The sequence below is a fragment of the Proteus mirabilis ATCC 29906 genome (assembly GCF_000160755.1).
Taxonomy (GTDB): Bacteria; Pseudomonadota; Gammaproteobacteria; order Enterobacterales; family Enterobacteriaceae; genus Proteus; species Proteus mirabilis.
The window spans coordinates 379079-392597 of the sequence record NZ_GG668578.1; the positions used below are offsets into that span (position 1 = coordinate 379079).

12 protein-coding genes are annotated in these 13519 nt (G+C 36.9%); 4 read left to right on the forward strand and 8 right to left on the reverse strand.

Annotated elements, in window-relative coordinates:
- Positions 1–156: 156 nt before the first annotated feature.
- Genes HMPREF0693_RS09830 through HMPREF0693_RS09840 form a run of 3 tightly spaced genes read right to left on the reverse strand, consistent with a single transcriptional unit; the run spans position 157 to position 1985 of the window.
- On the reverse strand, positions 157–639 hold the full coding sequence (locus HMPREF0693_RS09830; protein ID WP_004245155.1) for a DUF943 family protein: 483 nt from the start codon (positions 637–639) through the stop codon (positions 157–159).
- Positions 639–1490: a DUF3289 family protein gene (locus tag HMPREF0693_RS09835; RefSeq protein ID WP_004245156.1), complete on the reverse strand. Its 852-nt coding sequence runs from the start codon at positions 1488–1490 to the stop codon at positions 639–641. Before HMPREF0693_RS09835 ends, HMPREF0693_RS09830 begins: the two co-directional genes overlap by 1 nt.
- A gap of 21 nt (positions 1491–1511) precedes the next feature.
- Entirely contained in the window at positions 1512–1985 is a 474-nt protein-coding gene (locus tag HMPREF0693_RS09840) for an Hcp family type VI secretion system effector (protein WP_004252601.1), read from the reverse strand.
- Positions 1986–2394: 409 nt separating this feature from the next.
- Here HMPREF0693_RS09840 and HMPREF0693_RS09845 point away from each other — a divergent pair, with 409 nt between their 5' ends.
- Positions 2395–2688, forward strand: a complete 294-nt coding sequence (locus HMPREF0693_RS09845) for a helix-turn-helix domain-containing protein (RefSeq protein ID WP_004245158.1) — start codon at positions 2395–2397, stop codon at positions 2686–2688.
- 280 nt (positions 2689–2968) lie between these two features.
- Here HMPREF0693_RS09845 and brnQ read toward each other — a convergent pair whose 3' ends face one another.
- The 3 genes from brnQ to phoB all read right to left on the reverse strand — a co-directional run bounded on the left by brnQ (position 2969) and on the right by phoB (position 6809).
- Entirely contained in the window at positions 2969–4306 is a 1338-nt protein-coding gene (gene brnQ, locus HMPREF0693_RS09850; protein WP_004245159.1) for a branched-chain amino acid transport system II carrier protein, read from the reverse strand.
- 497 nt (positions 4307–4803) lie between these two features.
- Complete coding sequence (phoR, locus tag HMPREF0693_RS09855; RefSeq protein ID WP_004245160.1) at positions 4804–6096, reverse strand: phosphate regulon sensor histidine kinase PhoR; 1293 nt, start codon at positions 6094–6096, stop codon at positions 4804–4806.
- A gap of 23 nt (positions 6097–6119) precedes the next feature.
- Positions 6120–6809 (reverse strand): phosphate regulon transcriptional regulator PhoB, encoded by a 690-nt coding sequence (gene phoB / locus HMPREF0693_RS09860; protein ID WP_004245161.1) that lies wholly within the window; start codon positions 6807–6809, stop codon positions 6120–6122.
- A 221-nt stretch (positions 6810–7030) separates the two neighbouring features.
- On the opposite strand from phoB, the gene sbcD reads away from it, so the two are divergent.
- The 3 genes from sbcD (at position 7031) to HMPREF0693_RS09875 (ending at position 12714) form a co-directional block, all read left to right on the forward strand.
- Entirely contained in the window at positions 7031–8263 is a 1233-nt protein-coding gene (gene sbcD, locus HMPREF0693_RS09865; RefSeq protein ID WP_004245162.1) for an exonuclease subunit SbcD, read from the forward strand.
- Positions 8260–11985, forward strand: coding sequence for an AAA family ATPase (locus tag HMPREF0693_RS09870; RefSeq protein ID WP_004245164.1), 3726 nt, complete (start codon positions 8260–8262; stop codon positions 11983–11985). The genes sbcD and HMPREF0693_RS09870 overlap by 4 nt, the downstream gene beginning before the upstream one ends.
- Positions 11986–12114: 129 nt before the next feature.
- Positions 12115–12714, forward strand: coding sequence for a nitroreductase family protein (locus HMPREF0693_RS09875; RefSeq protein WP_004245165.1), 600 nt, complete (start codon positions 12115–12117; stop codon positions 12712–12714).
- Between the two features lie 121 nt (positions 12715–12835).
- Here HMPREF0693_RS09875 and HMPREF0693_RS09880 read toward each other — a convergent pair whose 3' ends face one another.
- Positions 12836–13162: a type II toxin-antitoxin system RelE/ParE family toxin gene (locus HMPREF0693_RS09880; RefSeq protein WP_004245166.1), complete on the reverse strand. Its 327-nt coding sequence runs from the start codon at positions 13160–13162 to the stop codon at positions 12836–12838.
- On the reverse strand, positions 13137–13367 hold the full coding sequence (locus HMPREF0693_RS09885) for a ParD-like family protein (RefSeq protein WP_004245167.1): 231 nt from the start codon (positions 13365–13367) through the stop codon (positions 13137–13139). The genes HMPREF0693_RS09880 and HMPREF0693_RS09885 overlap by 26 nt, the downstream gene beginning before the upstream one ends.
- Between the last annotated feature and the right edge of the window lie 152 nt (positions 13368–13519).

The following is a 13519-nucleotide window of genomic DNA, read 5'->3' on the forward strand; positions in this document are numbered from 1 at the left end:
TCATAGAAGCTATTGGGCAAATATGGAGACGAAACACGATAACGTCGCATTGTTTCACAAAGATTTAGAGTTATATTTTATATTTTTGATATAAACAGCAAAATATATTTTTAAGCATAAAATGTGAATAAGCTATTATCACCACTTGTGACCAAGTTATGCATTAGGGACTACTGTGATAGTTGTATTAGCATCCTTGTCTTTCTTTATAAAAGAACCATTTTTATCTTTAATATATGCAGAATTACCGATCCTAATTTCCTCTTCATTTAAAGAATACATTATTGACATCACTTTATCTTTTTCTATACATTTTTTGTTACTTTTAATTTCAGTAAAACATAATCGATCGTATTTTCCTTCTTCTAAATATCCATCACCGTAATTCCATATAGAAATCAAAAATAAACTATTTTTATTCTTAAATAAATCATACTTTTTATCTAAAACATCTTGATTGTTTTTCCACCATATTATTTTTCCATAATCAGTTATCGGAAAATCCTCAACCAGAATAGAGGTGGTATACGTATCTTTATGTACTCCCATAACTTTAACGGGAATAAAAAACTCATACACTACAAAAAAAATAAAAGATAGCAAAAATATGATTATTGTTATTTTATATTTAAAAGCCATTATTTTGGACTCCGAATTTTTATATTAATAGTCGCTTCCATATTGGTCATAAACGGTTTAAAGCCTAATTTGTCATATCGCTGTAATACAAACCAAATTCTAAAAAATCTGAAATTATGATAAAGAGCAGACATAATATCATTACTATCTAAACCAAAATGATCTTGAATTTTATAATGAATAATTGCATCACAATAATCATTGTAAATTTCTAGCTTTTGTAAAGTAATGGTCGTTGACCAAGTGTCATGTACGGTAATCCCCAATCCATTCACTCTATCCTCAAGACGATCGAATTTAGGAAGCACGCTATCGCCTATATAACTTTTTAGCACCAAGTGAATATCAATACGGTCTTTTATACTTCGAGTATTCCAATTAATAGATTTATTAAAAACGTCTCTTATTTTCAGTAATGAACTATTATCAGAATCATCTTCTAAAATTTGCTCTCTGATAGCATCGTTTAATAAAGGATCATTATAAGGTGCGCCATCATTAAATTGCATATGAGTTATCATTTTATTAATAAGGATCGCATAAGGACTACGGAAGGCAAACATTGATGATAAATGGCGAAATTCATCAAACAAGATTTGTGCACATTCAGCTTTTCCTATTTTTGATATCACTATGTTATGATTATTCGCATCATAGACTTTATTAAAAAATCCATCATTTTCTATTGTTTGGAAAGTGTATGGATTTACTCTCATTGAAACATCACGCAAATTAAATTGATTTCGTAGCTGATCTCCACTCAAATCTCCGTAACGCATATCATCTGCACTGTAATCATCCATACGTCTTTGAGTTTGGTATATAACCAATGGAGTAATTATCGCTGACATAATTCTGCCTTGTATAAACTCTTAAATTGTACTTGAGATACTATATCCCGACGTACCAGCCATGATGTGATTACATGTAATACTTTCATAGTGTATTGTAATTATTTCACTGGGTAATGAATCACTTTGAGTTATTGTGCTGGCATTCACCTGGGAATAATTAACAATTGATGCATTAGTTAAAACAACAGTCATATATTTTTCTTGTGAACCAGTAGCGGAGGTTCGATAGTAATCAAGTTCACATCTTAATATTTCATTATTTGTGATGGCGACAATGAGTAAAGGCGTTGATTTATCGACATGTTTGGTAATTGACATTGGATGGTGGCTCAGATTTTGGGCTCTGTTTATATTGAATGAAGAAGCTATTACTAATATCTCATCAGTATGGTTTTCTTGATATTTATTTCCTATTGAGTCCCAAGTAGAGCACCCTGCTGAAATTAAGCCCTGTTTATTTCCATTTAAACGTAAGTAAATATTATTAGCCATGATTAATTCACCTTGATTATGAGCAGTTTTAAACACTCTAAAGCAATACTGCTAGTATAGTATTATGATAAAAAAACATACAAGTAACCTACTATAGGTATTAATGGAGTGTATTAGAAACAACATGGGTGATGATTATTTAGCAACTTACCAATAAAATATATTCGCTGGTATTACTCTCTATGTTTAATATAACTTTTTATAGATGAAGATAATATTGTGGTGAGTACTTACTACTATTTAGATGAAAAACAGCACCCCGTTGCAATGAATAATTTTACTGAATGCTTATAATTAGTAAAAATCCTCACAGAAGTTAGCTTGTAAAAATGGACACTATAATGTCCAATTATGCCATATTATGCTATAATTGGACATTATAGTGTCCATTTTATGTTTAGAGCTAATAATGAAACTCTCATTACTTACCGATATTGATGTTAGTCGAGCTTTTGCTACTCATTTACGAAAACGACGAGAAAAAGAAAAATGGTCTCGGGAACATCTTGCCGAGCGCAGTACCGTCCCTGCATCAACAATTAAAAAATTTGAGTTACAAGGCAAAATTTCATTACGACAACTACTGTTACTTTGGCAGTGTCTTGATGATTTAAATAACCTTTATGCCGTTGTTGACCCTAAAAAAGCCAATAAGCCTCGTATACCAAGAACCATTGAAGAGGTATTACAAGATGAATTTTAAGCTAACATGGTAAACAACCACCATTAAACATAATCAAACATCTTGCAGAAATAGCTGGTTTTGAAAGTTGGCAACAAGCACAAACGTATATCCATCATACTGTTGATATTATTAGTCAATTCTCATCGTTAGCTAAAGAGTATGGCGTTTCAAATTCCGTTCGTGCTGATATTGATAAAACGCTTACTAATCGCCTAAAAGAAAATCAACACTTACTTTAATTTCGTAAAAAAGGGAAACGGAAGTTTCCCTTTTAGATTTTAATTTAATGTATTTTAGCTTATTTGTTTATCCCAGAGTGGATCACTTTTTTATGTTGTGAGCCAGCTACTTTATCGTAAATAGCGCATACAACAATAGTCACTAATACAGGAATTAACCACGCTAATCCTTGCTCACTTAATGGTAATTTAGCCGCCCAATCCGGTAATAAATGTTTTAAATGATCAGATGCTTTAATGGCATCAAAAATGCCAAAAAATAAGCTTATTGCCATTGCAGGGGCAATAATGCGGCTTGGATTATGCCAAAAACGTAAAGTGAAACTCATCAGAATAATCACAATACAAGGAGGATAAATCATCACCAGAACAGGAATGGAGAACGCAATCAGTTTACTTAAACCAAGATTAGAGACTACCGCGGAAAATACAGCCAAAATCAATACTAATGTACGATAAGAAATAGGCAAATAGCGGCTAAAAAACTCCGCACAAGCACAAGTTAAACCTACCGCTGTCACCATACAAGCTAAGAAAATAAGCAGAGCTAAAAAGAAACTACCAAAATTACCGAAAGTATGTTGCACATAAGCATGTAAAATATCTGCGCCATCTTTTGCTTCTGGAATAATGCTGCCGCTAGCAGAACCAAGCTTAAATAAACTAAGATAAATCGCCGTTAATAACACACCCGCGATAATTCCCGCCCACATAGTATAACGTGTTAATAAAGACGAATTATCAATCCCTCTTGAGCGGGCCGCATTGACAATAACAATACCAAAGACCATCGCGCCTAACGTATCCATGGTAAGATAGCCATTAATAAAACCTTGGGTAAATGCCATATCTTGATATGCTTGTGTAGCGGGGATCGGCGTTCCTGCTGGCCAAAATAGCGCAGCTAAACCTAATACAGCTAAGGCTAAAATTTTAATCGGTGCCAGAATGTGACCAACACTATCAAGTAATTTTCCCGGATACAGTGAAATACCGATAACAATTAAAAAGTAAATAACACTATAAATAAGTAAGGCAATATCACTATCACCCACTAAAGGGGCAATGCCAACTTTAAAAGAGACCGTTGCGGTTCGAGGGGTGGCAAATAAAGGGCCGACAGCAAGATAAGCGACTATTGCTAATAAAAGTCCCATAGATTTACCAATGGGGGTGCTTAATGCTTCAATTCCCCCTCCCACTTTCGCTAATGCCACCACTGTTAGCACAGGTAAGCCAACTCCGGTTAGCAAAAAACCAATGGCCGCAGTCCAAACAAACTCCCCTGATTGCAACCCCACCATCGGAGGAAAAATAATATTCCCTGCTCCAACAAATAGAGCAAAAGTCATAAAACCTAATGCCAGAATGTCTCTGGAAGTTAATCGATGTGCCATAAGATTTGTTAATATATCGTTATTGGATGGTTAATTTACATTTACTATATAAAGTAAATACAACAAAAATATCAGCAGTATCTATTTTGCTTCATGATGGGTTATTCAGAATAATATTTAAGAATAATCATTTTACACAGAGCAATTACATATTAAATAGAAAAAAGCGCCGATAACTGCTCACAAGTAAAACTTTTATAATGAAAAAAGGCAATAGCTGATCTAAAAAGCAGAATAATCATCTAAAGTATTTTTTCAGGCCAGTGATAACTGTTATATATCGCCAATTATCCCCGATATGATTTGTATATTTTTTACTCACCAAACAGTAATCTAGCCATCAATTAAAGTTCCCATTAATTAATAATATTAAAATTTAACGCTACGATATTAGATTTTATTGATATTGATTTGATGGGTATATGACAAAAATACCTTTATCACCTCTTTTAAAAATAGGTAATAAAGGTACTAATAAAATAAGGATAAAAACGAAATTATTTTTTTTCTGTTAACAATGTTTGCGGCATGATAAAAGAAAAAGTGCTTCCTACACCGACTTTACTTTCAATATTCAGTATTGAGTGATGATGTTGTAAGGACTTTTTGACAATCGCCAATCCAAGCCCTGTACCACCGGTGTGGCGGGAGCGCGCTTTATCTACACGATAAAAACGTTCAGTTAAGCGCGTTAAATGTTCAGCACTGATACCCGGCCCATTATCTGACACACTAAACAACATACCTTGTGGTACTTTTTTCCAACTCACGCGAATAGTCGTACCCTCAGGGGTATGATTTATGGCGTTATAGACAAGGTTAGATACGGCACTACGCAATTGCTCTTCATTACCACGAACAGCCCATTTATGGTCAATATCAAAGATGATATTTTGTTGTTCTTGGCTTAATGAGTGCGCGTCATGCTCAAGCACGCTTAATAGCGCAGGCATATCGACAACCGTGTTCAAATCAATATGAGGCGCAGATTCAATACGTGAAAGCTGTAACAGTTGTTGTACTAATAAGTCCATACGCTTTGCTTGCTCTTGCATGGTCTTAATCACTTTATGTTCAGCCGGGTTTTCTGCGGTATTCTCTTCCATCATCTCAAGATAGCCTTGAATAACCGTTAAAGGTGTTCTTAATTCATGGCTCACATTAGCAAAAAAATCACGTCGCGAATTTTCTAACTTATTCTTCTCGGTAACATCGCGAGCAACCATTAAACGTTGATCATCCGCATAAGGCATCACCCGAAATTCAACAATAGCACCATTATTTAATGCAATAGTTAAAGGGCGGCTAAAATCGGCGACGGTGAAATAATGTAAAAAATCGGGATAGCGCAATAAATTAAAAATATTTTGTCCATTATCATCAGGCCAACGAAAGCCTAGAAGATGCTGAGCAAGACTATTACACCAAAAGATATTTCCTTCATTAGTGATCATCACAACGGCATCTGGTAGGCTCTCCGCCCCGCTACGAAAACGCTTAATTAAATCACCTAATTCTCGACGGCGTTTACGGTTACGTTGCTGTGTTTGTCGTATACCATAAAAAATAGGCTCCCAGCCCCCTTTTCCTTCTGGGGGTAATACCGATCTATCGAGCCATAACCATTTAGATAATTTCATTAAATTATAGGCGTGCCATATCAAGGCACTCAGTAATGAGACCACGAGCAACCAAGGAAGGTGGCCGATAAATAGTGATAATACAAAGGCAGGTAAACAAAATAGAAATAGCCCCCACACGAGGGCTTTCCATGAGAGTCGTTCTAACACCAGTTAATTACTCCCTTATCAACTCAAAATCGAGCAGAGAAACGATATCCCGTTCCTCGTACCGTTTGTATCATTCGGTCATGGCCATCTTGCTCTATAGCTTTACGCAATCGACGAATATGTACATCGACAGTACGATCTTCGACATAAACATTGGTGCCCCAAACATAGTTTAGCAACTGCTCTCGGCTATATACACGTTCGGGATGGGTCATAAAAAAGTGGAGAAGTTTAAATTCGGTAGGCCCCATATCAATGGGTTTATCTTGACTGGTAACTCGATGTGAAACAGGATCAAGACTTAATCCATTAAATTCAATCACATCTTCTGCCGACATCGGTGACAATCGTCGTAAAATAGCCTTTACCCGAGCCACCAGCTCTTTAGGCGAAAAAGGTTTAATCACATAGTCATCCGCGCCTGTTTCGAGACCTTTGACTTTATCTTCTTCTTCCCCTTTTGCTGTTAGCATAATAATAGGAATATCACGGGTATTAATTTCACGCTTCATCTGTTTAATCACTTGGATACCCGAGCCTCCGGGGATCATCCAATCTAATAAAACCAGATCAGGGTAAGGGTCAATCAGAAAACTCAATGCAGTATCATAGTCCTCAGCTTCAATAGGCTGAAAACCATTTTGCTCTAATACAAAACAGATCATCTCTCGAATTGCGGTTTCATCTTCAACAACAAGAATACGCCTTGCCATACTCTATCCTGTGTTATTTATATAGAGGGTCATAATGATTATGAGGCACTTTTATGACAGATTTATGACTGACTATGACAATACTGGAATACAGTGTCATTGTTAAGGTAAATAAGGCTAAAATTGGTGTAATTTCACTCAAAATACGTAGCTCATAGGTGGATTTTCACTAAAAAAGTAAGGTGCGCTATACTGACGGCAGTTAACATTAAGGGATAGCAATGCGGATTATTCACACCTCAGATTGGCATTTAGGACAATATTTTTTTACAAAAACTCGCGCCCAAGAGCACCAACAATTTCTCGATTGGCTATTAGCGCAAATCCGTGAACAACAAGTTGATGCAGTTATTGTTGCAGGGGATATCTTTGATACTGGCTCCCCCCCCAGTTATGCCCGAGAGCTTTATAATCGATTTGTCGTCGCAATAAGAGATACTCAGTGCCAACTGATTATTTTAGGGGGTAATCATGATTCTGTGGCAACGCTAAATGAATCTAAATCACTGTTAGCGTGTTTAAATACCACCGTCATTGCTAATGTTCACACTGAAACCCCACAAGCCCCTATTATTCTTTATCAAAAAAATCACACACCTGGAGCATTACTTTGTGCAATCCCCTATTTACGCCCTAGAGATATGATAAATAGCAAAAGTGGGCAATCGGGAGCAGACAAACAGGGCGCTTTAAAAGAAGCGATCGCAGATTATTATCAACGCCAATATCAAGCCGCGCTCGACTTACGAAAACAACTCAATGTTAACATCCCTATCATTGCCACAGGGCATCTGACAACGATTGGCGCCAGTGTTAGCGATTCGGTACGTGAAATTTATATCGGCACATTAGAAGCCTTTAACGCAACCCTATTTCCTCCATTTGACTATATCGCCCTTGGTCATATTCATCGCCCACAGCGCGTCAATAAATCGGGTCATATTCGCTACAGTGGTTCACCTATTCCATTAAGTTTTGATGAAAGTGCACAACAGAAAAGTGTTTGTCTTATCGATTTTGAGCAAGATAAGTTAGCGGAAATGACACTATTACCCATCCCTGAGTTTCAGCTATTACGCACTCTTTCAGGCTCGTTACAAGAAATTGCCACACAACTCGAAAAGTTAGCAACACAATATAATGAAATGGATACCACGATTTGGCTAGATATTGAAGTTTCAACTCAAGATTATCTCAGTGATATTCAAACCCGTATTCAAGAGCTAACTCAATCGCCACTCTTTGAAGTGATCGTATTAAGAAGAGCGAGAAAACAACGTCAAGCACTGATGCAAAATGAGAAAGAAACCCTAACTGAACTGACTGTATATGATGTATTTGAAAGGCGCTTAGCTCAACACCAGTTTGAAACCGAGGAAGACAAAACACGGTTAACCACACTCTTTAAGCAAGCGGTTGAAATGGCAGAGCAAGAGGATAACAACGCACGATGAAAATCTTAAGTCTGCGCTTTAAAAACATTAACTCACTCAAAGGCGAATGGAAAATTAACTTTGATCAAGAGCCTTTTGTTAGCAATGGGCTATTTGCCATTACAGGCCCGACAGGTGCGGGTAAAACCACGCTCTTAGATGCAATTAGTTTAGCCTTATATCACAGAACGCCACGCTTAGATAAAGTAACCCAATCTCAAAATGAATTAATGACTCGTCACACTGCAGAATGTTTAGCTGAAGTGGAATTTGAAGTTAAAGGGGTTGCCTATCGGGCATTTTGGGAACAACGTCGTGCTAATTATAAAGAAGAGGGAAACTTACAAGCCCCACAGGCTGAGTTAGCAAAAATTAATCGTTTAGGCGGTGAAGATAAAGTTTTAGCCAATAAAATTAGCCAAGTAAAAGAAAAAATAATCTCGATCACCGGATTAGATTTCGATCGCTTCACTAAATCCATGTTGTTATCACAAGGGCAATTTGCTGCATTTCTCAACGCTGATGACAAATCTCGTGCAGAGCTACTTGAAGAGCTTACTGGTACAGATATCTATCGCCATATTTCACAAACAATTTTTAAACATTGGCGCGAAGAAGAGCAGGCTTTAAATACGCTAAAACAACAAGCTCAAATGATGGCATTATTGGATGCAACAACACGCCAAGAGCTATTAACACAACAAGCCAATATTCAAGCACAAGTAACAAGGTTACAAAAAGAACAACAGGAATACCAAGTTGCTAAGCAATGGCAAGAAAAAGCGCTAGAAATTCAGCAACAACAACAATCAGCCCAAGCGGGACTCAATGAGGCTCAACAGGCATTAATTATTGCTCAACCCGATATTCAACGCTTAGAAAAAAATGAGCCAGCAGAAAAAATTCGCCCTCTTTATGATGAAAAAAATCGTCGTCTTACAGAGCAAAACTATTTAGCAACACAGTTAACAAGCTTAAAAACAGAAAAACAGGCTATTGAACAACAAAGCCTACCTATCAATAAAAAATTGGCAGACTTTCATGAACAATTAAAAACGCATCATGAGAAAAAACAGCACACTTTACAGTTAATTCGTGAGAAGGTACTGCCTTTAGATAATCAATTGGTGCTGTTACAACAAGAAATTAGTACTAATAACCAACACAAGCATAAATTAGAAAAAATATGCGCTGAATATCTGCAACATTCTCAGTTAGCCGAGAAAAAATTAATCACCACACAACAACAAGTTAATCAATTAAATAACGACTTAACACAACACGCCTATCATGCACAACTTGCGGAAAATCTACCCTTATGGCAACACTATTTTCAGCAATATAATGAAATATCAAACCAATATCTTGCCAACCAAAAACGAGAAACAGCAGAGCAGGAAAAAGTCATAAGTTTGGAAAAAGCATTACAACAAGCTACCCAAACATTAGCCACCCAACAAGAGCAACTTAATTTACAGCAACAGCAACTACAATCTTATCAAACACAATTGGAAGCGCGTCAAAAAGCAGACAAACCCGATGAAATAAAACCGCGATTACAACAAATTAATCTGCAAAAAAATGCATTGGCAAAAATTATAAATTTACACACTCAATTACAACGTAATGGCAAAGAGCAGCAACATTATCAAACTACATTGAGTGAAAATCAGCAAAAAATAGCGACTCTAACCCAAACGATTGCAGAAAATGATCTGGCACTAAAAGAGAAAGCACAACATCTTAAAGATTTAAATGACAACTATCTTTTGCTACAAAAAGTCGCCGAATATGAGCAAGAGCGTGCACGTTTACTGAAAGATAAACCTTGCCCTCTATGTGGCTCAACACAGCATCCTTATGTAGAAACCTATCATGACATCAAACCAGATGAGACAAAGCTACGTTTAGAAGCATTACAACAGCAGGTGCATTCACTCACCATCACCTTAGCCGAACAGCGAACCCAACGGGTAAACTATGGCTCACAAAATAGCACCTTGAGTGACAATATCGCTCAGTTAACCCAAGAGAATAGCGTACTGACCCAACAGTGGCAGACGTTAGCACAAGCACACCATTTACCGTTAGTTGATGATGCAGATAACTTACTGACATTAGAACAATCATTAAATCAGCAAGAGCTTATTCTCACAGAAAAGCTTGACAGTTATCAGCAATTAGAAGCCCAAACACATCAAAAGAATACGCATTTTCTCAATGCAAAAGAGCAATTTAATCAACAACAACAATCGGTTAAGAAACAGCAAAATGATTTAGATTATTTGCAAAAAATAATCAAAACCTATCAGCAACAAAGCGAGCACTTGCACCAACAGCAACAACAATTAGCACAACATATTCAGTCAGCGATTGAAAAACAAGGCTATACACTCCCTGAATTTGAGCAGTTCACGCCATGGTTGGCAGCTCGTCAACAAGAGCACCAGCAATATCAAAGTCAGTTAAAAGAGCTTCAGCTATTACAACAAAGCCTACGTGAACAGCAAGTGACGCAAAATGAAAAAAAACGTTATTTAGCAGAAAAACAGGCTGAACTTGAGGCGCTATTAGCAAAATTAAACCAACAACAGCACCAACAAACACAATGGCAGGATCAACGACAAGCCTTATTTGGTTCACAGTCTGTAGAACAGGTACGTAGTGAACTTGATAAACATAGCCAATTTTTACAAACCCAGATTGAGCAATATACTCAAGAAAAAAACCAACTCGAAAACCGACTTAATCAATTAATTGGCCAATATCAAGAGAGTGAAAAAGCCCTACAACGAGCAATAACACAAGCACAACAAGCCACTGAACACTATCAACACGCGTTAAAAGAGAGTCTTTTTGCCGATGAAAATGACTTTTTAGCCTCTCTATTATCGGTAGAGGAAAGGACACGTCTGCAAGAGCAGCAAAAACAGCGACTTGATAAACTTTTACAAGAAAAAACGCGCCTTGAGACCCAAGAAAAAGCCTATCAACAACATTTATTACAACAACCATTACTCTCAACCCAATGTACTGCTGAGCAATGTAATATCCATTTAGACGACTTAGCAAAGCAACATAACGCATTGCAAGAAACACTATTTAGTCTGCAAATACAATTACGCCAAGATGATGAAAAACGGATAGAGCAACAAACACTATTAGCGCAAATAGCCAAACAGCAAGCGCATTATGATGATTGGAGTTATTTAAATGAGTTAGTTGGCTCTGCATCTGGTGATAAATTTAGTCGCTTTGCCCAAGGGTTAACCCTCGACCATCTTATCTATCTGGCTAATCGTCGCTTAGAAAAACTACATGGTCGTTACTTTTTACAACGCAAAACGACAGGTAGCCTTGAATTACAGATTGCCGATACATGGCAAGCAGATGCTCTACGCGATACACGTACACTTTCTGGTGGAGAAAGTTTTTTAGTCAGCTTATCCCTTGCCTTAGCGTTATCTGATTTAGTCAGTAATAAGACGCAAATTGAGTCACTCTTTTTAGATGAAGGCTTTGGCACTCTCGATCCTGATACACTAGATATTGCTTTAGATGCCTTAGATAGCCTTAATGCTTCTGGCAAAATTATTGGTGTGATCAGTCATGTTGAAGCGATGAAAGAGCGTATTCCGGTACAAATAAAAGTGAAAAAAGCGGGGGGTTTAGGAATAAGTCAGCTAGCACCAGAGTTTAGATATGGTAATAAGAGCAATGAAAATCAATCAGTTAAAGACTAGCTCTAATAATTTGATGTAAGTGGTTAAAATTTTTAGATATCAATAAATCACCCACAGCGTCTATAGTATGTGCATAGATTAGCTCAGGCTAAACAGCTTTAAACGCTTATATTTATCAAGGAGATAAGCATGTCTAACGCATTCACAGAATTAATGAAAAAACGTAGAACAATTTATCATTTAGGTAATCAACTGCCTATTAGCGAAGACAGAGTTGCTACGATCATCAAAGAAGCGGTTAAAGAAAGCCCTAGCGCATTTAACTCACAAACTTCTCGTGTTGTCGTTTTATTTGGTGAACAACACCAGAAATTATGGAATATCGTTAAAGATACTCTGAAAAAATTAGTCCCTGCGGATGCATTTAGCGCAACAGAAGCCAAAATTAATAGCTTTGCTGCCGGTGCAGGCTCCATCCTTTATTTTGAAGATACTGATATCGTTAAAGGGCTTCAAGAGCAGTTCCCACTGTATGCTGAAAACTTTCCTGTTTGGTCAGAGCAAGCCAGTGGTATGGCTCAGCTTTCTGTCTGGACTGCACTTGCGGCTGAAAATGTAGGGGCATCACTGCAACACTACAATCCAATTATTGATGATGAAGTTCACGCAACTTGGGATATTCCTCGCCATTGGAAATTAAGAGCACAAATGGTCTTTGGCTCTATCGAACAAGAAGCAAGTGAGAAAAATTATATTGAAGATGACGCTCGTTTTAAAATCTTCAAATAATAGAATTTAATATAGACATCTGATCCAAATACCCTCTTTTTATTTTCATTCCTTGCCCACAGCCTCTGTGGGCTTTTTTTTGCCCACGACAAATAATAAAGGGAGCATTAGCCCCCTTCTTTTATGACTTGATCAGTTTAATATCATGCTTTCGCTGCTTTTTCTGAGCTTCATAAAAATTTTCATGAGAGCCTATATGTAATAAATACAGTTCCAGCTTATTGGCAACCCATGAGTAACCTAGCAGTACGGTTAAATCATTAAGTCTAAACTTATGTACTCTAAGATGAGCAAGGTCGCCTTTTTTTTGCTCTCCAATTAATGGATTATCGATTATTTGATCAATTTCATCTTCAATGATCTTCACATCAGATCCCGGCAATTTTTTCATTGCCTTTTCAAAACGAGCTGACTGGTAAACATCAATCTCTTTTTGTGGTTCGGACATATCGAGAAACCTTTTTGTTTTCGACTTCCGCCTGTGCCAGTAACAATTCTTCGATAAAGCTATATGGCAGATCGGGATTATCTTCAGCTATACGGCCTATTTTTGCCCAGTGTTCTATTTGTTTAGGGACACTTCTGCTTTTCGCTTCCGCATGAATTTTAGCATCAGACACAAAGTCTTCATCTAATCTTACGGAAATAGCCATTACTTATACTCCAAGCCTCACAGCAGTTATAACTTTATAATAACGACAAAACGCAATCTTTTGTCGCATAACAAAACAATACACCACAAATTATTTCTTGTAAAGACATTGACTCTTATGTTTATTCCTCCACATTTGGAACAAAAAAACAT